This is a genomic window from Curtobacterium flaccumfaciens, from assembly GCF_013359815.1.
GTDB classification, from domain to species: domain Bacteria; phylum Actinomycetota; class Actinomycetes; order Actinomycetales; family Microbacteriaceae; genus Curtobacterium; species Curtobacterium flaccumfaciens.
In genome coordinates this window covers 1-21,328 of sequence record NZ_JABMCF010000031.1, presented here as the reverse complement: position 1 = coordinate 21,328, position 21,328 = coordinate 1, and the positions used below count along the sequence as shown (strand labels likewise).

The 21,328-nt window shown below is 73.3% G+C and carries 17 protein-coding genes, 1 tRNA gene and 1 pseudogene; 11 read left to right on the top strand and 8 right to left on the bottom strand.

Annotation, left to right across the window (positions count from 1 at the left end; genetic code table 11):
* Positions 1–36: 36 nt before the first annotated feature.
* From lysA to argS, 3 genes are all read right to left on the bottom strand, one after another.
* Entirely contained in the window at positions 37–1,458 is a 1,422-nt protein-coding gene (gene lysA, locus HP445_RS02980) for a diaminopimelate decarboxylase (RefSeq protein WP_128780004.1), read from the bottom strand.
* Between the two features lie 58 nt (positions 1,459–1,516).
* A complete protein-coding gene (locus HP445_RS02975) occupies positions 1,517–2,272 on the bottom strand; it encodes an LmeA family phospholipid-binding protein (RefSeq protein WP_128780005.1) in 756 nt (251 codons plus the stop codon).
* A gap of 159 nt (positions 2,273–2,431) precedes the next feature.
* Positions 2,432–4,102: an arginine--tRNA ligase gene (argS, locus tag HP445_RS02970; protein WP_128780006.1), complete on the bottom strand. Its 1,671-nt coding sequence runs from the start codon at positions 4,100–4,102 to the stop codon at positions 2,432–2,434.
* A gap of 59 nt (positions 4,103–4,161) precedes the next feature.
* Here argS and HP445_RS02965 point away from each other — a divergent pair, with 59 nt between their 5' ends.
* Entirely contained in the window at positions 4,162–4,737 is a 576-nt protein-coding gene (locus tag HP445_RS02965; RefSeq protein ID WP_128780007.1) for a hypothetical protein, read from the top strand.
* A gap of 503 nt (positions 4,738–5,240) precedes the next feature.
* A tRNA-Arg gene (locus HP445_RS02960) sits at positions 5,241–5,312 on the top strand.
* 26 nt (positions 5,313–5,338) lie between these two features.
* On the opposite strand, the pseudogene HP445_RS19300 reads toward HP445_RS02960, so the two are convergent.
* Together HP445_RS19300 and HP445_RS02955 are read right to left on the bottom strand one after the other, a co-directional pair.
* A pseudogene (locus HP445_RS19300) lies at positions 5,339–5,683 on the bottom strand (VOC family protein); the annotation flags it as partial.
* Between the two features lie 26 nt (positions 5,684–5,709).
* Positions 5,710–6,534: an alpha/beta hydrolase gene (locus tag HP445_RS02955; RefSeq protein WP_164941120.1), complete on the bottom strand. Its 825-nt coding sequence runs from the start codon at positions 6,532–6,534 to the stop codon at positions 5,710–5,712.
* Between the two features lie 168 nt (positions 6,535–6,702).
* Here HP445_RS02955 and HP445_RS02950 point away from each other — a divergent pair, with 168 nt between their 5' ends.
* From HP445_RS02950 to HP445_RS02940, 3 genes are read left to right on the top strand one after another with little or no spacing between them, the layout of a single operon-like run.
* Positions 6,703–7,785, top strand: a complete 1,083-nt coding sequence (locus HP445_RS02950; protein ID WP_164941121.1) for a Gfo/Idh/MocA family protein — start codon at positions 6,703–6,705, stop codon at positions 7,783–7,785.
* Positions 7,786–7,829: 44 nt separating this feature from the next.
* Positions 7,830–11,726, top strand: coding sequence for a Pls/PosA family non-ribosomal peptide synthetase (locus HP445_RS02945; protein ID WP_128780009.1), 3,897 nt, complete (start codon positions 7,830–7,832; stop codon positions 11,724–11,726).
* 14 nt (positions 11,727–11,740) lie between these two features.
* The gene (locus tag HP445_RS02940) at positions 11,741–13,144 is read left to right on the top strand and encodes a M1 family metallopeptidase (protein ID WP_241660363.1); all 1,404 of its coding nucleotides are present in this window, start codon (positions 11,741–11,743) and stop codon (positions 13,142–13,144) included.
* On the opposite strand, the gene HP445_RS02935 is transcribed toward HP445_RS02940, so the two are convergent.
* Positions 13,107–13,376 (bottom strand): helix-turn-helix domain-containing protein, encoded by a 270-nt coding sequence (locus tag HP445_RS02935; RefSeq protein WP_128780010.1) that lies wholly within the window; start codon positions 13,374–13,376, stop codon positions 13,107–13,109. The genes HP445_RS02940 and HP445_RS02935 overlap by 38 nt on opposite strands.
* A gap of 32 nt (positions 13,377–13,408) precedes the next feature.
* Between HP445_RS02935 and map the strand changes: the two genes are divergently transcribed.
* Positions 13,409–14,176, top strand: coding sequence for a type I methionyl aminopeptidase (gene map / locus HP445_RS02930; protein WP_128780011.1), 768 nt, complete (start codon positions 13,409–13,411; stop codon positions 14,174–14,176).
* Here the strand turns inward: map and HP445_RS02925 are convergent.
* Together HP445_RS02925 and HP445_RS02920 are read right to left on the bottom strand one after the other, a co-directional pair.
* Positions 14,160–14,714 carry a 4'-phosphopantetheinyl transferase family protein gene (locus tag HP445_RS02925; protein ID WP_164941122.1) on the bottom strand — a complete coding sequence of 185 codons (555 nt, stop codon included), beginning with the start codon at positions 14,712–14,714 and terminating at the stop codon, positions 14,160–14,162. The two genes, map and HP445_RS02925, sit on opposite strands and share 17 nt — an antisense overlap.
* Positions 14,715–14,786: 72 nt before the next feature.
* Entirely contained in the window at positions 14,787–14,990 is a 204-nt protein-coding gene (locus HP445_RS02920; protein WP_017885770.1) for a hypothetical protein, read from the bottom strand.
* 284 nt (positions 14,991–15,274) lie between these two features.
* On the opposite strand from HP445_RS02920, the gene HP445_RS18815 reads away from it, so the two are divergent.
* The 5 genes from HP445_RS18815 (at position 15,275) to HP445_RS02895 (ending at position 20,690) form a co-directional block, all read left to right on the top strand.
* Positions 15,275–17,200, top strand: coding sequence for a TPM domain-containing protein (locus tag HP445_RS18815; RefSeq protein ID WP_175330773.1), 1,926 nt, complete (start codon positions 15,275–15,277; stop codon positions 17,198–17,200).
* An 80-nt stretch (positions 17,201–17,280) separates the two neighbouring features.
* The gene (locus HP445_RS02910) at positions 17,281–18,006 is read left to right on the top strand and encodes a PspA/IM30 family protein (RefSeq protein WP_110859024.1); all 726 of its coding nucleotides are present in this window, start codon (positions 17,281–17,283) and stop codon (positions 18,004–18,006) included.
* Between the two features lie 44 nt (positions 18,007–18,050).
* Complete coding sequence (locus HP445_RS02905) at positions 18,051–18,872, top strand: arginase family protein (protein ID WP_027465799.1); 822 nt, start codon at positions 18,051–18,053, stop codon at positions 18,870–18,872.
* Positions 18,873–18,927: 55 nt separating this feature from the next.
* Positions 18,928–20,331 (top strand): dihydrolipoyl dehydrogenase family protein, encoded by a 1,404-nt coding sequence (locus HP445_RS02900; RefSeq protein ID WP_027465800.1) that lies wholly within the window; start codon positions 18,928–18,930, stop codon positions 20,329–20,331.
* A 2-nt stretch (positions 20,332–20,333) separates the two neighbouring features.
* Complete coding sequence (locus tag HP445_RS02895) at positions 20,334–20,690, top strand: Fe-S oxidoreductase (protein WP_175330772.1); 357 nt, start codon at positions 20,334–20,336, stop codon at positions 20,688–20,690.
* The last annotated feature ends 638 nt before the right edge of the window (positions 20,691–21,328 follow it).

The following is a 21,328-nucleotide window of genomic DNA, read 5'->3' as shown; positions in this document are numbered from 1 at the left end:
GCCCTGCGGGGTGGGCGGACCCGGTCGGGTCGGGGGTCAGCGGCCGGTGCCGTCGGCGGGCACGGCGGCGACCCCGGTGTCACGGGCGAGGAGGTCGTCGATCGTCTCGCCCCGCACGAGGATACGGGCTGCGCCGTCCGCGACGGCGACGACCGGCGGGCGGCCCACGTGGTTGTAGTTGCTCGACAGCGCCCAGCAGTAGGCCCCGGTGGCCGCGACGGCGAGCAGGTCACCGCGCTGCACGTCGCCGGGCAGGTACTCGTCGTTCACCACGACGTCGCCGCTCTCGCAGTGCTTGCCGACGACGCGGCTCAGCACCGCCGGGGCGTCGGAGGTGCGGGCGAGCCGGGCCGTGTAGTCGGCGCCGTACAGGGCGGGACGGATGTTGTCGCTCATCCCGCCGTCGACCGAGACGTACGTGCGGGTCGCGCTGCCGCCGTCCTCGGTCTCGAGCGTGACCGGCTTGATCGTGCCGACGGTGTAGAGCGTCACCCCGGGCGGGCCGATGATGTAGCGGCCCGGCTCGACGGCGATGTCCGGCACCGGGATGCCGCGCTCGGCGCAGGCCTCGCCGATGATCGTGGCCAGCGCGTCGGCGACGTCCTCGGGGGCGAAGGCCGAGTCGGCCTCGGTGTAGTCGATGCCCCAGCCGCCGCCGAGGTTCAGCTCGGGCACCGGACCGGAGGCCACGAGCGTCGCGTGCACGTCCATGAGCCGACGTGCGGCCTCGCGGAAGCCGGCGTCGTCGAAGATCTGCGAACCGATGTGGGAGTGCAGGCCGACGAAGGCGAGCGAGGGCTCGGCGCGGACGGCTGCCGCGGCCTCGACGGCCTCGGACAGCGGGATGCCGAACTTCTGGTCCTCGCGGGCGGTCGCCAGGTACTCGTGGGTGGACGCGTGCACACCGGTGTTGATCCGGATGCGCACGCGCTGCACGACGCCGGCGGCGGAGGCGGCACGGGCGACGCGCTGCACCTCTTCGTGACTGTCGAGCACGATCGTGCCGATGCCGACCTCGACCGCGCGGGCGATCTCGGCGTCGGACTTGTCGTTGCCGTGGAAGCCGAGCCGGCCGGGGTCGATGCCGCCGGCCAGGGCGACGGCGAGCTCACCGGCGGTGCAGACGTCCACGCGCAGGTCGGCCTCGGCCATCCACGCGACGACCTGCGTCGTCAGGAAGGCCTTGCCGGCGTAGTACACGTGCGCGTGGCTGCCGATGCGCTCGAACGCCTCGGCGAACGCGTTCCGCACGCGGACGGCACGGGACTGGACGTCACGCTCGTCGACGACGTACAGGGGCGTGCCGAACTGCGCGACCAGGTCCGTCGCGCTGATGCCGCCGATCGCCAGGGTGCCGTCGTCCGTCCGCGTCGCGGACGCGGGCCAGATGCGGTCCACCAGTTCGGAGGCGTCCGTCGGGAACCGCAGCCGCGGCGGTGCAAGGGGGTTCTCGCTCACGGGACCCGATCCTACCGACGCGAGCCGTTCCTCCAGGCCGCGTTACGCACCCGTCCGCTCAGCCGCAGCTGCCGACCGTCCGCAGGCCGTCCTCGTTGAGCGGCAGCGCGTCCGCGGTGATCCGGACCGTCGCGTCCGACCGCGACACGTCGAGCGAGCGCACGCGCAGCGCCTCGGGCAGGAACTGCGCGGTGCAGACCTGCACCGGGACGCCGGTGACGCCCGGGATCGAGTCGACCTTCAGGCCGAGGTCGGAGTTCGTGATCCGGACGCTCTCCGGGGTGATCGAGATGCCACGGCCGTCGTCCTGCGCGACGACGGCGCCCTTCGCCGCGTAGGTGATGTCGTAGCCGAGCACCGACGACGACCCCGTCAGTTCCACCCCGCCGTCGACCAGGTTCAGCCGGTCGAACAGCGGGCTGTACTTCGCCAGGTCCTTGACGCTCGACGACGCCAGCGTGACCGTGCCGTCGACGTCACGGACGTCGCCCTTGCCGTCCACCGGCACGTCCTGCGCGGTGACGTCGGCGGCGAGCGGGATGCCGTCCACCGTGAGCTTCTCCGAGGAGATCTCGACGCGGTCGAGCGTGCCGCTGATGAGCTGCGGGATGACGATGCCCTCGGCGTGGGCGTCGACCTCGCCGGTCGTGCCGTCGGGCAGCGACTGCTCGACCTGCTGGGCGATGATCCGGTCGACGACGCCGCGCAGCACGAACTCGGCGATCACGACGAGGGCGGCGAGCACGACGACGACCACGAGCAGGACGACGGGCCAGCGGCGGCGCGTGGTGGGGCGTTCGGTGGCTGCGGGCATGCGTCCCACCCTGCCAGTCCGTCCCGGCAGCCTGCCTGGAGGCCCGGTGCGCGTCCGGCGCAGCGGCTGCCGGGATGCAAAACACCGGTGTTCGCGCTCGACACCGCGGAATGCAGGTGTTCGGTGCGCGAACACCGGTGTTTTGCGGAAGGAGTGCCGCTACATGCGGGACGGAGCCGACACGCCGAGCAGGCCGAGGCCGTTCCGGACGACCTGGCCGGTGGCGTCGTTCAGCCACAGGCGCGTGCGGTGCAGGTCGGTCACGGGCTCGTCGCCGAGGGGCGTGACACGGCAGGAGTCGTACCAGCGGTGGTACAGGCCGGCCAGCTGCTCGATGTACCGCGCGATGCGGTGCGGCTCGCGCAGTTCGGCGGCGTGCCGGACCACCCGCGGGTACTCGGCGAGGGCTCCGAGGAGCGCGCTCTCCGACTCGTGGGTCAGCAGCGAGGCGTCGAACACCGACCGGTCGACCCCGGCCGCCGCGGCGTTCCGGGCCACCGACTGCGTGCGGGCGTGGGCGTACTGCACGTAGAAGACGGGGTTGTCGTTCGTGCGCTTCGTGAGCAGGTCGAGGTCGATGTCGATCGCGGTGTCGCTGGCGAACCGCACCAGGGCGTAGCGGCCGGCGTCGACACCGACGGCGTCGACGAGGTCCTCCATCGTGACGATGGTGCCGTTGCGCTTCGACATGCGCATCGGCTCGCCGTCCTTGAGCAGGTTGACCATCTGCCCGATCAGGATCTCGAGGTTCTTGCCCGGCTCGTCCCCGAACGCGGCGCACATCGCCATCATGCGGCCGACGTAGCCGTGGTGGTCGGCGCCGAGCATGATCAGGTTCCGCTCGAACCCGCGCTCGCGCTTGTCGAGGTAGTACGCCAGGTCGCCGGCGATGTACGCGGGCTCGCCGTCCGACTTGATGACGACGCGGTCGCGGTCGTCGCCGAAGTCGGTCGTGCGGAGCCACTCGGCACCCTCGGCCTCGTACATCACGCCGGCCGACCGCAGTCGGGCGATGGCACGCTCGACGGCCTTCGACTCGTGCAGGGCGTTCTCGTGGAAGTAGACGTCGAAGTCGACGCCGAAGTCGTGCAGTGACGACTTGATGTCGGCGAACATGAAGTCGACGCCCTCGCGACGGAAGAGCTCCTGCGCCTCGTCACGCGGCAGGTCGCGGACGTCCATGCCCGGCTCGAGGGTCGCGATGACCCGTGCCGCGATCTCGGCGATGTAGGCGCCGCCGTAGCCGTCCTCGGGCGTCGGCTCACCGAGTGCGCTGGCGACGAGGGAGCGGGCGAAGCGGTCGATCTGCGCGCCGTGGTCGTTGAAGTAGTACTCGCGGGTGACGAGTCCGCCCTGCGCCTGGAACACGCGGGCCAGGCTGTCGCCGACCGCGGCCCAGCGGACGCCGCCCATGTGGATCGGGCCGGTGGGGTTGGCGGAGACGAACTCCAGGTTGATCCGGACGCCGTCGTACAGGTCGCCGGTGCCGAAGGACTCGCCGCCGTCCACGATGGTGCGCGCGATCTCGCCAGCGGCGGCCGCCTCGAGCGTGATGTTGATGAAGCCGGGGCCGGCGACGTCGACGGAGTCCACACCGTCGAGCTCGGTCAGCTCACCGGCGATCTCGGTCGCGAGCTCGCGCGGGTTCGTGCCGAGCCGCTTCGCGAGCTGCATGGCGGCGTTCGAGGCCCAGTCGCCGTGGGCGCGGTTCTTCGGACGCTCGAGCACCACGTGGGACTCCTCGATCGTCACGGTCTCGGACGCGCCTCGGCGCTCGACGATCCCGGTCAGGATCGACAGGTACGCGGCGGAGAGTTCGGCAGGAGTCACGAGGACCGATCCTACCGGGACGCCCAGGTCCGCACCGGTCGATGCAGCATCATGTCGGGATGACCCCCCGCAGCCGTGCCCGGGCGCTCACCGTCGCCACCCTCACCACCGCAGCAGCCGTCGTGCTCGCCGGGTGCTCGGGCGGCGGGGACAGCACTCCGTCGGCCAGCGCGACCCCGGCGGGCAAGCCGGTGTCGCAGACCTGCGCGGAGCTCCTGCCGACGAGCGCACTGTCGGTGTACGGGCAGACCTTCGAGCTCGACGACTCCTTCACCCCGGCGAAGGGCTCCCCCGCCGCGACCATCGCGAAGCAGCAGGGTCGCGTGTGCCGGTTCGTCAGCACCGACGCCGACGCCACGGCGATCACGCTCGCGGTCGCCGACCTGCCTGAGAAGTCGCTCACCAACCTGAAGGACGCCCTGTACGAGCGGGGCGGGTCTGTCCCCACCTACCGCGTGGAGGGCTACTTTGCCCTGAGCGGCGACGTCGGCCGCGCGGACGCCTTTGCCGACCCGTACTGGATCACCGCGCAGTCGACGCTGTTCACCGAGCCGGGTGGGGCGCAGCCCGTCGTCGACGCGGTGCGCGCCGCGCTGCAGCCGTCCGCGTCGGCGACGGCCGCGCCCGCGGGCTGACGGGGCCGCGCCGGCACGGTGCGGGCTCCGCCGTCCGGTGCGAGGTTGCGCACGTGGTGCGCGCTTGCAGCGCCGCACGGAACACGGAACCTGGCACGGGATCGCGACGGACGCACCGTGCGGACGGGAGGCCCGTGGCGGGCCCGAACCGCGCCTCCCGGCCGGCGGCGGCCACGCACCGTGCCGCGTCCGCCATCCGGTGCGAGGTTGTGTGTGCGGTGCGCGCTTGCTGCGCCGCACGGAACACGGAACCTCGCACGGGATCGCGACGCTCGCACGGTGCCGGGTCCGCCATCTGGTGCGAGCTTCCGTGCGTGGTGCGCGCTTGCAGCGCCGCACGGAACACGGAACCTCGCACCAGCTCACGAGGGACGCACCGTGCGGACGGGAGGGCCGTGGCGGGCCCGCACCGCGCCTCCCGGCCGTCCGACGGCACGTCCACAGCGCGACACGCGCTGTCCAGGACCACCCGCCGGACCTGCTACGGTTGTTGACACCCCTTGGCCCCCATAGCTCAGGGGATAGAGCACTGCCCTCCGGAGGCAGGGGCGGAGGTTCGAATCCTCCTGGGGGCACTGGAAAGTACGCCGAAGAGGTTCCCGAAGGGATCGAGCAGCTGGCAGAGCCGCTCTCCCGTGAACACCGTCTTCGGGCCCCGGTGCGCGACAGCACCGTTGGCGACCCAGTCCTCGACGACGGCGTCCACGTCGGGCACGGTCCAGTACGGCACCGTGCCGGACGGCCCCGGCGTGTTCAGTTCGTCGGTCCGGTGCAGCGTGAGGCGGACGCCCGCGATGTCGAACGCGACGAGCGCGCCACCACGCACGACCGGTTCGCGGCGGAGCCTGGCCGCGTACCAGGCGACCGCGGCGTCGAGGTCGTCGACGAACAGGAAGACGTTGCCGACCGGGCCGATCGCGAGCGGCGCTGTGGAGTCGTCGGGCACGGGGGTCCTCCTTCGTCGCGCGCCGCTCAGCGGCGCTCGACCCCGAGCGTCTGCGCGAGGAACGTGAGCGATCCGGGCAGCGCGTGGTCGGTGTAGCCCTCGGCGTGACGGAGACCGGGGATCAGCTGCAGCGTGTTCGGGACGCCGACCGCGGCGAGCGCCGCCTGCAGGGCGATCGGGTCCGACCGCGGGACCCACTCGTCCAGCGAGTTGGCGAGGTAGACGGGGCCCGTCGACGCCGTCACGTGCTCGATCGTGGACGCCGCGGCGAGCGCCGACCGGTCGCCGCCGACCTCCTGCAGGATCACCCAGCGGAGGAACGGGTCGTCCCGCCCGGTCTGGTCGATGTCGGCGCTCCGCATCGCGTCGAGGTCCTGCGTCGTCGGCGCCGCGGAGACCGTGCCGTCCGTCGCCCGGATGATCTCGGCGAGGCCGAAGATCCCGGACCAGCTCACGGAGGGACGGCCGGTCGCGATGCCGCCCTCGACGGCGAGGTTCCCCCCGGCTGACCCGCCGAAGAAGGCGACCTTGCTCCGGTCGAAGGGGACGTCGGACTGCAGCGCCCACTCGTACGCGGTGAGCACGTCGTCCCTGCTCGCGGGGAACACGTCCGTCGGTGCCAGCCGGTAGTTCGGGACGAAGACCGTGTACCCGGCGTCGACGAGTCGGGCGGACAGGCCGTCCTCCTTGGACTTGTCCCCGCGGAACCAGCCGCCCCCGTGCACGAGCACGACGGCGCCGGTGCTCGCGGGCGTTCCGGGGCCCGGGCTGTGCACGTCGAGGACCAGGGCGTCGTGCCGGTCCGAGTACCGCACGTCGCGGTCGATGTGGGGAGGTGGCTGGGTGGGCATCGGTGACGACCTTCCTCGGGTTCCCGACGCCGCGACCGGCGGCGGTTCGTGGAATCCGATTCTCATCGACGGTGTCACGGGGCGATTGGGTCGGATGACTCGATGCGGGTCGGTCCCGGGGCGAGGAGCGGCACAACCGGGTCCGGAGCATCCCGGTAGCGTTCCGGCATGACGATGACGTTCCCGGTGCCCGGAGTCCACGCGCTGCGGGGCGGCCCCGAGCTCCGGTGGGGTGTGATCGGCCCCGGGGAGATCGCGAACGACTTCACCACCACGCTGCACGCGAACTCCGACCAGCGCGTCGTCGCCGTGGGCTCCCGCTCCCCCGAGCGTGCCGCGGCCTTCGCCACCCGCCACGGCGTGCCCGGTGTGCACGGGTCGTACGAGGCCCTCGTGGCGGACCCGTCCGTCGACGTGGTCTACGTCGCCTCGCCGCACCCGCAGCACCTCGGGCACGCGCTGCTCGCGATCGCCGCCGGCAAGCACGTGCTCGTCGAGAAGCCGATGACGACCTCGGCAGCGGACACCCGCACCCTCGCCGACGCCGCACGGGCCGCGGGCGTCCTCGCGATGGAGGCGATGTGGACCCGGTACCTGCCGGGCACGACCGTCGTCGCCCGTCTGCTCGCGGACGGAGTCCTCGGCGACGTCCGGCTCGCGACGGTCGACGTCGGGTGGCCGCACGACCCGGCCCCGGCGGACCGGATGTTCGACCCCGCAGCAGGCGGGGGTGCCCTCCTCGACGCCGGCGTGTACGGGCACTGGTTCGCACGGTTCGCCACCGGCGCCCCGGTGACCAGCAGCACGACGGGGGCAGTCTCGGACCGCGGGGTGGACCTCCAGTCCGTCACGGTGTCGACGGCGGAGCGTGGCGCGCAGGCGGTGGTGGCCACGTCGATGACGGCGTGGACGCCGGGGCTGGCGGTGATCGCCGGGAGCCGGGCCACGGTCCGCTACACCGACCACTTCGTGTTCCCGGCGTCGTTCGCGGTGCACCACCGGAGTGGGGAGGACCACTGGGCGGAGCCGACGGGGCTGCGGGGTCGTCAGGGACTCGTGTGGCAGGCGGCGGCACTCGCGCAGTACGTGGCGGACGGTCGCACGGAGTCCCCGGTGCACTCGCTGGACGACTCGATCGGGATCGCGACGGCGCTCGACGCGGCCCGTGCGGCACTCGAACCGTCCGCTGCGGCACTCGAGCCGACCGGTACGGCACCGTCCGTTCCCGAGCAGGACACCTCGACCCTCTAGGATCACGGGCCGGTCGTCCCGCACACGACCGGGAAGAGGCCTCGATGACCACCGGCACCGGGAACGCGCAGCTCGAACTCGCCCGCGGCGGCGACGCACCCGCCCCACGGACCCTGTTCGACGTCCTGGCGGCGACCGCGGCGACCCACCCGGACGCGACCGCCCTCGAGGACCCCGCCGGCAGCGTCGACTACGCCGCCCTGCTCGACCTCGTGCGCGCGCAGGCCGACGACCTGGCACGCCGGGGCGTCCGTCGCGGCGACCGGGTCGGGGTGCGCATCCCCTCCGGTGGGCGTGACCTGTACCTGTCGATCCTCGCCGTGCTCGCCGCCGGAGCGGCCTACGTGCCGGTCGACGCGGACGACCCCGAGGAACGCGCCACCCTGGTGTTCGGCGAGGCCGGTGTCGTCGGGGTGATCGGCGCGGGCGGTGTCCTGCGCGACCACGACGGCACCGAGCTGCCGGTGACGGACCCTGCGGCGAGCGCCGAACTCCCCCGTGAGACCGACGACGCGTGGATCATCTTCACCTCCGGGTCGACCGGGGTGCCGAAGGGGGTGGCGGTCACCCACCGCAGTGCAGCGGCGTTCGTGGACGCCGAGGCACGGATGTTCCTGCAGGCGGCGCCGATCGGTCCGGGTGACCGGGTACTGGCGGGGCTGAGCGTGGCGTTCGACGCGTCGTGCGAGGAGATGTGGCTGGCGTGGGGGCACGGCGCCGCGCTGGTGCCGGCACCCCGGTCGTTGGTGCGGACGGGGGTGGACCTGGGGCCGTGGCTCATCGCGCACACGATCACGGTGGTGTCGACGGTGCCGACGCTGGCGGCGCTGTGGCCGGACGATGCGCTCGAGCAGGTGCGGCTGGTGATCTTCGGTGGTGAGGCATGCCCGCCGGAGCTGGCGGCGCGCATCGCGAGTCGTGACCGTGAGGTGTGGAACACGTACGGGCCGACCGAGGCGACCGTGGTGGCGTGCGGGTCCCTGCTCGACGGGAGCCAGCCGATCCGGATCGGGCTGCCGCTGGACGGCTGGGACCTGGCCGTGGTGGACGGTGCCGGACAGCGGGTGGAACCGGGCGGCGTCGGTGAGCTCGTGATCGGTGGCGTCGGGCTGGGGCGGTACCTGGACCCGGCGAAGGACGCGGAGAAGTACGCGCCGTTCCCGGAGCTCGGGTGGGAGCGGGCGTACCGGAGCGGTGACCTGGTGCGGTACGAGCCCGAGGGGCTGGTGTTCCAGGGGCGTGCGGACGACCAGGTGAAGCTCGGTGGCCGGCGGATCGAACTCGGGGAGATCGATGCGGCACTGCAGGCCCTGGACGACGTGGCGGGTGGTGCCGCGGTGGTGCAGCGGACCCCGGCGGGCAACCAGGTGCTGGTCGGGTACGTGGCCCCGGTGGCGGGGGCGACGGTGGACGTGGCCGCGGCGAACGCCCGGTTGCGGCAGGAGCTGCCGGCGGCGCTGGTGCCGTTGGTGGCCGTGGTGGAGTCGCTGCCGACGCGGACGTCGGGCAAGGTCGACCGCGCAGCGCTGCCGTGGCCGCTGCCCGGTGCCTCGGACGCGGCGATGCTGCCGGACACGGTGGCGTGGATCGCCGAGCGGTGGGCGGCGATCCTGGGGGTGCCGGTGGCGAGCGTCGACGACGACTTCTTCGCGCACGGCGGTGGGTCGCTGACGGCGGCGCAGCTGGTGTCCGCCATCCGGGAGCGGTTCCCGACGACGACGGTGGCCGACGTGTACGACCACCCGCGGATCGGGGCGTTGGCGGCGGCGCTGGACGAGTCCGGCCCGGTCGAGGCCTCGTCGCGTGACGTCACGCCGGTGCCCCCGGCGACGGGGTTGCTGATGACGCTGCTCGGGCTGCCGGTGCAGGTGCTCCGGGGGTTGCGGGTGCTGACGTGGACGGCCCTGGTGGCCGCGGTGCTGCACGCGACGACGCTGCCGTTCCTGCCGGTGCTGCCCTGGCCGGTGCTGGTGCTGGCGCTCCTGGTGTTCGTGACGCCGATCGGCAAGATGGCGCTGACGGTGGTGCTGGCGCGGCTACTGCTCGCCGGGGTCCGGCCGGGGTCGTACCCCCGTGGCGGTTCGGTGCACCTGCGGGTCTGGCTGGCCGAGCGCATCGCCGAGGCGGTCGACGGCCCCTCGACGGCCGGCGCCCCGTGGATCAGCTACTACGCCCGGGCCCTCGGCGCGCGGATCGGCAGGGACGTCGACCTGCACACGCTGCCGCCGGTGACGGGGATGCTGACGATCGGCAAGCGTGCCTCGATCGAGCCCGAGGTCGACCTGGCCGGGCACTGGCTCGACGGCGACGTGTTCCACCTGGGGCACGTCCGCGTCGACGAGGACGCCGTGGTGCGCAGCCGGACGACGCTGCTGCCGGGGGCGCACGTCGGTGCGGGTGCCGAGATCACAGCGGGTTCCGCCGTCGGCGGCCCGGTGCCCGCGGGCGAACGCTGGGCAGGGGCACCTGCGGAGCGCACCGGGTCGGCTCGTGACGACCGGGAGGCCCGCCCCGCGACCCGACGACGCTGGCTGCTCGCGTACGGGGCCGGGTCCCTGGCCGTGGCCGGGTTGCCGGTGGTCGGTGTCGCGGTCGGACTGCTGGTCGCCCTCGCCCTGGTCGGGCGGGCGTCGACCCTGGGCGACGCGGTGCTCCGTGCGCTGCTGACGGTCCCCCTGGCGACGGTCGTCGCCGGTGCCGTGTACGCGCTGCTGGTGGTGGTCGCGGTGCGGCTGCTCGGCATCGGCCTGCACGAGGGACGGCACCCGGTGCGCTCCCGGATCGGCTGGCAGGTGTGGTCGACCGAGCGGGTGCTCGACGCGGCGCGCACCCTGCTGTTCCCGTTGTACGCCTCGCTCGTGACGCCGGTGTGGCTGCGGCTGCTCGGCGCCCGCGTCGGGCGGGACACCGAGATATCGACGGTGCTGCTCATCCCGGCGTTGACGCAGATCGCGTCGGGGGCGTTCCTGGCCGACGACACGATGGTGGCGACGTACGAGCTCGGCGGCGGTCGGGTGCGGATCGGTCGCTCGAAGGTCGGCCGTCGGGCGTTCCTCGGCAACAGCGGGATGACGGGCGCCGGACGCTCGGTGCCGCGCGAGGCGCTGGTCGCGGTGCTGTCCGCGGTGCCGAAGAAGGCCAAGCGCGGGTCGTCGTGGCTCGGGTCGCCCCCGGTGCGGCTGCGGCGCGCGGCGACGGAGTTCGACGAGGCGCGCACGTTCCGCCCGTCCAGGCGGCTCAAGGTCGCCCGCGGCTGCTGGGAGCTGCTGCGTCTGGTCGCCCCGATGGTGTCCGCCGCCATCGCGCTCGGCGTGGCCGGAGCACTGCTGGCGCTCTGGTCGGCCGTCGGGATCGGGTGGACGGTGCTGCTCGCCGGACCGGTGCTCATCGCCGCCGGTGCCGTCGCCGCCGTGGTGTCGACGATCGCGAAGTGGGCGTTCGTCGGCCGGATCACCGCCCGGGAGCACCCGCTGTGGTCGTCGTTCGTGTGGCGCAACGAGGTGCAGGACACCTTCGTCGAGACCGTCGCGCGCCCCTGGTTCGCCGAGCAGGCCACCGGCACCCCCGCGCTGGCCGTCTGGCTGCGGAGCCTCGGTGCGACGATCGGCCGCGGCACCTGGCTCGAGACGTACTGGCTGCCCGAGGCCGACCTGGTCACCATCGGCTCCGGCGCGTCGGTCGCGCGGGGCACGGTCGTGCAGACGCACCTGTTCCACGACCGCGTGATGCAGCTCGACACCGTCCGGATCGACGCGGGTGCGACGCTCGGGCCGCACAGCGTGGTCCTGCCGGCGGCCGGCATCGGTGCCGGGGCGACCGTCGGGCCGTCCTCGCTCGTGATGCGCGGTGAGCAGGTGCCGACGGGCTCCCGCTGGTCCGGAAACCCGATCGCTCCGTGGACATCGGCAGCTCCCTCGGTGACCGCCCCACCGGCGCCATGAGGTTGACTGTCCCCGTGCCCTCCGATCCCGCCGCAGACCCGTACACCCCGCACAGCGGCGACCGACGGTGGAGCGCCGAGCACTACGAGCTCCGTCTCGACTACCGCGTCGCCACGAACCGCCTGGACGGCACCGCCACGATCACCGCGCGTGCCCTCGAGCCGCTCGACAAGGTCGTGATCGACCTGCACGGGCTCACGGTCGACCGGGTCGACGTCGACGGACGCCGGGCCAAGAAGGTCTCGACCGCGACGCACAAGGTGACGGTCACCCCGGCCGAACCCATCGCCGCGGACACCGTGTTCAGCGTGCACCTGCGGTACCGCGGCACCCCGCACCCCGTCCGGAGTGCGTGGGGGCAGCTCGGCTGGGAAGAACTGTCCGACGGCGTCATCGTCGCCGCGCAGCCCACGGGAGCGCCGTCGTGGTTCCCGTGCAACGACCGCCCCGACGACAAGGCCACGTACCGGATCGAGATCGCGGCCGAGGCGGCGTACGACGTCCTGGCGAACGGGGAGCTGCTCGCCAAGGAGCGCGACCGCGTCGGCACCCGCTGGACCTACGCCACCACCGAGCCGATGGCGACCTACCTGGCGACCGTCCAGATCGGCCGGTACCGCACCACGAAGCTGCGCACGAGCGGGGTCCCCGTCACGCTGCACCACCCCGCTGACCTCGCCGCCGCCGCGAAGACCGACTTCGGCCAGGTGCCGGAGATGCTCGCGCTGTTCGGTGACCGGTTCGGCCCGTACCCGTTCGCGGCGTACGGCGTCGTGGTGACCGACGACGACCTGGAGATCCCGCTCGAGGCCCACGGCCTGGCGGTGTTCGGCCGGAACCACGTCGACGGCGAGCACGGCACCGACCGCCTCATCGCCCACGAACTCGCCCACCAGTGGTTCGGCAACTCCGTCACGGTCACCCGGTGGCAGGACATCTGGCTGCACGAGGGGTTCGCCTGCTACGCCGAGTGGCTGTGGTCCGAGGACCGCGGCGACGACACCGCCGACCAGTTGGCCGAGCGGTATAGGCAGGGACTGCTCGAGCAGCCGGAGGACCTGGTCGTCGGTGACCCGGGTGCGAAGGACATGTTCGACGACCGCGTCTACAAGCGCGGCGCCCTCGCCCTGCACGCCGTCCGCCGCACGTTCGGCGACGACGCCTTCTTCGCCGGGCTGCGGAGCATCACCGAGCGGCACCGGCACGGATCCGTCACCGTGCCCGACGTGCTCCGTGCGTTCGCGGACGCCGCCGGCCGTTCGGTCGCGGACGTCGGTGCGGTGACCGGGCCCTGGATCGACGAGGCGTCGGTGCCGGCACTGCCCGCTGGCGAGCAGCCTCCGCCGGCGCGTCGGTCAGCAGGCTCCGCCGCCGCGTCGGCTAGCCCGCCAGCTCGCCGTCGGCCGGGTCGCAGCTGACCTCGGACCACATCGCGTCGAGCGACAGGCCGACCACACCGGCGACCGACGCGATCGTCGAGAACGCCGGCGTCGCGATGCGGCCGGTCTCGATCTTCCGGAGCGTCTCCGGCGAGATCCCCGCGGCCAGGGCGGTGTCCACGATCGACCGCGGACCACGGGCACGACGGAGCAGCGCACCGAGGCGACGACCGCGCGCGACCTCGTCGGGACGGAGTGGGAGACGGACCATGACCACATAGTAATACCGGTATGATCATCCGCGTGATCGAGATCCTGACCCCCGCCGAGGTCGACAAGGGCCGCGCCACCGGAGCCCTCGTCGGCACGATCCTGCAGACCCTGCGCGAACGCACCCGCGTCGGCACGAACCTGCTCGAGATCGACCGGTGGGCGAAGCAGATGATCGAGGCCGCCGGTGCCGACTCCTGCTACGTCGACTACGCCCCCTCGTTCGGCCGCGGTCCGTTCGGCCACCACATCTGCACGGCCGTGAACGACGCCGTCCTGCACGGGCTACCGCACGACCAGGTGCTGCAGGACGGCGACCTGCTGACCCTCGACCTCGCGGTGTCCCTGGACGGCATCGCCGCCGACGCCGCGGTCAGCTTCGTCGTCGGCACCGCACGCCCCGAGGACCTCGCACTCATCGACGCCACCGAACGCGCACTGGCCGCGGGCATCGCCGCCGCCGGACCGGGCGCCCGCATCGGTGACCTGTCCCACGCGATCGGCACCGTGCTCGAAGCCGCGGGCTACCCGGTGAACGTCGAGTTCGGCGGGCACGGCATCGGCTCGACCATGCACCAGGACCCGCACGTGTCGAACACCGGGCGCCCCGGTCGCGGCTACACCCTCCGGCCCGGGCTCCTGCTCGCGCTCGAACCGTGGGTGATGGCCGACACCGACGTCCTGGTCACCGACGCCGACGGGTGGACCCTGCGGAGCGCCACCGGAGCGCGGACCGCCCACACCGAGCACACCATCGCGATCACCGAGGACGGCGCCGAGGTGCTCACGCTCCCCCGCTGACCATCCCGACGACCTCGACGGGCAGGCCACCCGCCGCGACGACGAGCACGACGTCCGGCGCGGGGTACAGCACGGTGAGCGGTTGTTCGGCACCCTCGAACCGGGCGGTGCCGACGGCGACGTCGACCTCCACCGCGAGCGGGTCGACGCGGAGCCCGCGTCCGTCGCGTTTCAGCACGGCCTCCTTGGCCGCCCATGCCGTGGCGAGGAGCGCCGGGTCCCCGTCGGCGCGACGGAGCTCGTCCGGGGTGAAGGCGTCGAGCGGCGCAGCGGCGACCCGCGAGACCCGTTCGACGTCGACACCGAGCGCCGACGGACCGACCGCGAGGGCGACGACCCCCGGTGCGCGCGACAGGCTCACGCCGACCGAGACGCCCGTGGCGGTCGCCCACGGACGACCGTGGTCGGTCCCCGCGCAGTGCGGGCAGACGCGCCCCGCGCGCACCGCGACCGGCTCGACGCCGGTCGCCGACGCGACGGCGGCGACCAGGGCCTCCCGGTCGTCCGCGCGGTCAGCAGCCGGCGTCCGGAGCGTCACCGTGACGGTCTGGAGGCGCGACCCACCGACCGGAGCAGCGCCCGTCGGTCGTGCGGTCGCGCCCAGAGCGGATCAGGCGTGCGTCAGCGCGATGAGCGCGACGTTCATGGTGCTGTACTGCCCCTCGGAGCGGGTCGCCTGGCGAACTCGTCCGCGCAGGACCTCGTAGCGGCCGTCGTGCTCGCGCACGAAACCGATCACACCCGTCGCCGGAGTCGACACCCGGTGGTAGCCGTCCTCGAGCGGGACGACCTCGGTGCTCGTGGTGCGTTCCATCGTTCTTCCCCTTCCGTTCATCCTCGAACAGTGGCGCCAGCATACCCCGGTACGGGGGACAAGACGTCCACAGGAAGCACGCTCCGGAGCGTTCCCCCAGAGTCTGTCCGTGCCCCTGCGTGGCCTGGATAGACTCCGGGCGACAGCGCACTCGTGGCGCGGTCCGGTGCGGTGCCACGGGGTACCGACCGGCGACGGACGGAGGACGGATGCGAGCGGTCCAGCACGGATCGGGCACGGACGGATCGAGCGGGCACAGGGGGACAACGCGGCTGTGGAGCCGTGTGACGGCCGCCCTCGTCGCGATGCTGATCGTCCTGGCTCCGGCAGCGACCGCCCACGCCACGGCGCCCGTCGACCTGGGCGGCGCGTACGTCCTCGACGAGGCCGACGCGCTGACCGCGTCCCAGCAGTCGAAGGTCGAGCAGGCCGTGCAGGACCTGTACTCCGAGACCCAGACGCAGCTGTACGTCGTGTTCGTGCCGTCCTTCACCGACCCCACCGACCACACCGAGTGGGGTCGGGCGGTGCTCGAGCAGAACCAGATCGACAGCGACGGCATCCTGCTCTCGGTCGCGGTCACCGAGCGCAACTACGACGTCCAGCAGACGAACGAGACCGCGATCTCGGAGTCCGACGTGCAGAACGCCGTCGACGATTCGCTGCTGCCCCGGCTCAAGCAGGATGACTGGTCCGGCGCCGCCGTGGCCTTCGCCGACGGGCTGACCCAGTCGCAGGCCCCGGTGGACCTGACCTGGCTGTGGATCCTGCTGCTCGTCGTGGTCGTCGGGCTCGTCGTCGTGGTCCTGGTCATCCGGACCCGCAACAAGCGCCGCACCGCCGCAGCGACCGAGGCGCAGGAAGCCTCGCTCGCCGACCTCGAACGCACCGCCGGCGGCGCCCTGGTCACCATCGACGACGAACTCCGCACCGCCGAGCAAGAGGTCGGGTTCGCGAGCGCGCAGTTCGGCCCCGACGCCGCCAAGCCCTTCGCCGACGCCGTGCAGGCCGCCCAGCGCGAGGTCCGCAAGGCCTTCACGATCCGGCAGCAGCTCGACGACGAGATCCCCGACACCCCGCAGCAGCGCGCCGAGTGGGCGAACCAGATCATCGTGATCTGCGAACGTGCGCACGCCGCGATCGAGGAGCAGACCGAGGCGTTCGACCAGCTCCGCTCGCTCGAGGACGGCATCGAGGACGCCGCGGCATCGCTCGCCCAGGCCGTGGCCGCCGCGCCGGCATCGGTCGGGGCCGCCGCCGCGGCACTCGACCGCGTCCGCGCCCGCTACACCGGCCGCACCCTCGCCACCGTGGCGAACAACGTCGACCAGGCCCACCAGGTGCTCGCCTTCGCCACCGAACGCTCGAACGCCGCCACCGCCTCCATCGCGGCCGGCGACAAGGGCGAGGCGGTCGTCGCCGTGCGCGACGCCCAGCACGCGCTCGCGCAGGTGCAGCAGCTCACCGACGGCGCACTCGCCGCCGAGCAGTCCTTCGACGAGGCCACCGCCCGCGCCGAGGCGATGCGCATCGACATCCAGGGCGACGTCGCCGCCGCCCGCAGCCTGCGCTCGGGCGGGCCGGACCTCGCCGCCGCGGTCACCCGCGCCGAGGCCGTGCTCCGCCAGGGGCTCGACCCGAAGGACCCCGTGGCGGCCGTCGACGCGCTGACCCGGGCGAACACCGAGATCGACCAGGCCATCGCCACGGCGCGGGGTGCCGAAGAACAGCGCCAGCGGGCCACCCAGGCGCTCGACGCGGCCCTGCGCGATGCCCGGAACCGGATCAGCCAGGCCCGCGACTACGTCTCCCTGCACCGCGGCGGCATCGGCCCGACGGCCCGGACCCGGCTGTCCGAGGCCCAGCGCGCCTACGACGACGCCGTCGAGCTCGCCCCGAACAACCCCGGCCAGGCACTCAACGCCGCCCGCGCGGCCGAGCAGTACGCGGCCGCCGCGATGGATGCCGCCAACGACGACCTCGGCGGCTGGGGCGGCGGCCAGGGCGCTGGCGGAGGCGGCGCCCAGCTCGGCGGCCTCGTCACCGGACTCGTCCTCGGCGGCCTGCTCGGCGGACGCGGCGGCAGCTACGGCGGCGGTTCCTTCGGGGGCGGCGGCTTCGGCGGCGGCGGGGGCTTCAGCGGCGGTGGCGGCTTCGGCGGAGGCGGCGGCGGGGGCGGCGGCGGCTTCTCCGGCGGCGGCCGCTTCTGACCCGACGCACTCCCCCGGCACCCAGAACCAGACACGACCCGACAACACCGTCCACAGGACTTCCACGAAAGGGAACAGCAATGGCCAAGCAGACCATCTTCGGACGCATCTCCACCCTCGTGCGCGCGAACATCAACCAGATCATCGACGACGCCGAGGACCCGCAGAAGATGCTGGACCAGCTCGTCCGCGACTACACGAACAACATCGCGGACGCGAAGACCGCGATCGCGCAGACCATCGGCAACGTGCGCCTGCTCGAGCAGGACCACGAAGAGGACAAGAAGGCCGCGGTCGAGTGGGGCCAGAAGGCCGCCAACGCCTCCGCCGCCGCCGACAAGTACCGCTCCGAGGGGAAGTCGGCCGAGGCGGACAAATTCGACAACCTCGCGAAGATCGCGATCGGCAAGCAGATCGCCGCCGAGCAGGAGGTCAAGGACGCGGAGCCGAACCTGGCGTCGCAGAACGAGGCCGTCGAGAAGCTCAAGACCGGTCTCGCCGGCATGGAGCAGAAGCTCGAGCAGCTCCGCGCGAAGCGGGACAACCTCGTCGCCCGCTCGAAGACCGCCGAGGCGCAGTCCCGCGTCAACGACGCCCTCGGCAACATCGACGTGCTCGACCCGACGAGCGACCTCGGCCGCTTCGAGGAGAAGGTCCGCCGCGAAGAGGCGAAGGTGCTCGGCCAGCAGGAGCTGCAGTCGTCGAGCCTCGACGCACAGTTCGAGAGCCTCGAGGACGTCGGCAAGGACGCCGAGGTCGAGGCACGGCTCGCCGCGCTGAAGTCCGGCGGATCCTCGAGCATCTGACGAACGCCCTGACGACGCCGGACCCCAGCTGACAGACTGAGACGATGCACTTCCTCGTGGTCGGTCAGTGGCAGGGTTCGGCGTCGTCGCGCGCGATGCGCCTCGGGGACGGTGCGTCGGCGATCGCGGCCGACCTCCCCCGGGCGTCCACCACCGTGGTCGACGTCCCGGCCGGAGCGGGTGACCGCCTCGAGACCGCCGTCGCCCGCTACACCTCGGTGCTCGCCGTCGCCGAACGCGTCGCCGAGGAAACAGCCGTCGCAACCGAACCGGTGCTCGTCGTCGGCGGTGACGGCGCCAGTGTCCTCGGCGCGACCGCCGCCCTCGCACCGGACACCGCGTTCGTCCGCATCTCCGGGTCCAGCGGGTACCGCGCGCTCAACCGGGCCCAGCCCGTCGCCGCCGAGACCGCCGCCCTTCGTCTGCTGGTCGACCGTCCCGACGACCTGTTCCCCGGACTGCCGGTGGTGCCGGCGTCCTCGGTCGTCGTCGCCGGGGTCCGCGGGGTCGAGGACGCCGAACGAGCCGCCCTCGACAAGGCCGGGATCGTGCACCTCGACGTCGATGCCGCCACCCCGGACGCCCTCGCCGCAGCGGTCGAGCGGACCGGTGCCGCATCGGTCTTCGTGCACGTCGACCTCGACGTCCTCGACCCGTCCGAGGTCGACGGGCTGCTCGAACCCGTGCCGTTCGGGCTCGACGGCGCAGCGCTCGTCGAGCGCATCCAGGCCGCGACCCGCGGCCGGCGCCTCGTCGGCGCTGCGCTCACCGGATTCGCCCCCGTCGACCCGGACCGGGCGGTGGACGACCTCGGCGTGATCCTGCGCGTCGTCGGAGCGGTGACCAGCGCCTCCCGGGTGGGCTGACCACGCGCACGACGCGACCGGCGGACCCCCTGCCGGTCCGCGTACGCTCGGCAGCATGACGGACTACGACCTCATCGTGATCGGAGCCGGCGCTGTCGGCGAGAACGTGGCGGACTACGCCAGGAAGCGCGACCTGTCGGTCGCGATCGTGGAGGCCGAGCTCGTCGGCGGCGAGTGCTCCTACTGGGCGTGCATGCCCTCGAAGGCGCTCCTGCGCAGCGGACATGCCCTCGCCGCCGCCAAGCGGCTCGACGGTGCGAAGCAGGCCGTGACCGGCACGCTCGACGCGGCCCACGTGCTCGCCCGCCGCAACTCGTTCACCTCCGACTGGAAGGACGACAGCCAGGTCTCGTGGCTCGAGTCCGCCGGCATCGACCTGATCCGCGGGCACGCCCGCATCACCGGCCCGAAGACCATCGACGTGGACGGCGAGACGCACACCGCGCGCGCCGCCGTCGCGGTCGTCACCGGCTCCCTGCACACGCTGCCCCCGGTGCCCGGTCTCGCCGAGGCGAAGCCGTGGGGCACCCGCGAGGGCACCAGCGCCCAGCAGGTCCCCGAGAGCCTGCTCGTCATCGGCGGCGGCGTCTCCGGCTCGGAGCTCGCGACCGCGTGGGCGTCCCTCGGCGCGAAGGTCACCCTCGTCGCCCGGCACGGTCTGCTCGGCGGCATGGAGCCCTTCGCCGGGGAACTCGTCGCCGACTCCCTGCGCGAACTCGGTGTCGACGTCCGCACCGGCGTCAACCCGGTCCGGGTCGACCGCGACGAGCACGGTCTCGTCACCACGGAGCTCGACGACGGCACCACCGTCATCACGAGCGAGGTGCTCGCCGCCACGGGCCGCGCCGCACACACGCGTGACCTCGGGCTCGAGACCGTCGGCCTGACCGCGGGCGACTGGCTCGACGTCGACGACACCATGCTCGTGCACGGCACCGACTGGCTGTACGCCGTGGGTGACGTCAACCACCGCGTCCTGCTCACGCACCAGGGCAAGTACCAGGCGCGTGCCGCCGGCGAGGCGATCGCGGCCCGGTACCAGGGCACGCCGCTGCACACCGAGCCGTGGGGTGCCCACGTCGCCACCGCCGACCACGCCGCCTCGCCGCAGGTCACCTTCACCGACCCCGAGGTCGCGAGCGTCGGACTGACCGAGGCGAAGGCCCGCGAGCAGGGGCTGAACGTCCGCGCGGTCGAGTACGACCTCGGTGCGATCGCCGGGTCCTCGCTGCAGGCAGACGGTTACACGGGCCGCGCGAAGATGGTCGTCGACGAGGACCGCGGGGTCGTCGTGGGCGTCACGTTCGTCGGCCAGGACGTCGCCGAGATGCTGCACGGTGCCACCGTCGCCGTCGTGGGCGAGGTCCCGATCGACCGCCTGTGGCACGCGGTGCCGGCCTACCCGACGATGAACGAGATCTGGCTCCGCCTGCTCGAGACGTACGGCCGCCCGGCCTGAGCGTGCGCAACCCGCTGCTCGACTCCCCCGTGTCCCGTGCGGGGTGGGTGTTCGCGACCGCCGTCGGGCTCGCCGTGGGCGTCCCCCTGTCGACCGGGCGGATCCGGGTGGAGGACGGGCTCGTGGTCTGCACGGGGCTGCCGCGCTGGGTGTTCCGGCGCGGCGGCACCTGCGTCGGGTCGGTGTACCTGACGCGCGACAACGACGGCCCGCGGGTGCTCCGGCACGAGCGGGTGCACGTCGAGCAGTGGCGCCGGTACGGCATGCTCATGCCGCTGCTCTACGCCGTCGCCGGGCGGGATCCGCTGCGGAACCGGTTCGAGGTCGAGGCCGGCCTGGAGGACGGCGGGTACCGCTGACGCGTGCGCGGCGGGGGCGGCTCGGGAGCGGGAGCGGGAGCGGGGCGGGTGTGCTGCGGTCGCACGACACGCCGCGTGCGCATCGTCGTGGTTGCGCGAACCGTCGTGCCGACGCCGGTCGGGCGGCAGATCGTGCGACCTCGGCGGGCGTCCCGGTCGGTCACAACACCCCGCCGGGCACGCGGCGAGCAGTCGCAGACCGTCGCCTGCGGCGCCGCCAGCGGACAGTTCGTGACCACTCGGCGCCCCTCCGACGACGAGTCGTGACCACTCGGCGGCGGGCCCCCAGGCGACGGAACGCGACCGGTCGACGGCCTGGAGGCGCGTGCCGGCACCGCCCCGAGCCTCCAGGCCGCCGCGCCCGCCGGCCGGTCGCAACACCCCGCCGGGTGCGCGGCGAGCGGTCGCAGACCGTCGCCTGCGGCGCCGCCAGCCGACAGTTCGTGACCACTCGGCGCCCCTCCGACGACAAGTCGCGACCACTCGGCGGCGGGCCTTCCAGGCGACGGAACGCGACCAGTCGACGGCTTGGAGGCGCGTGGCGGCGCCGCCCCGAGCCTCCAGGCCGCCGCGCCCCACGCCCACCGCGCCCGCCCGCCCGCCGGTCACAACACCCCGCCGGGCGCGCGGCGAGCGGT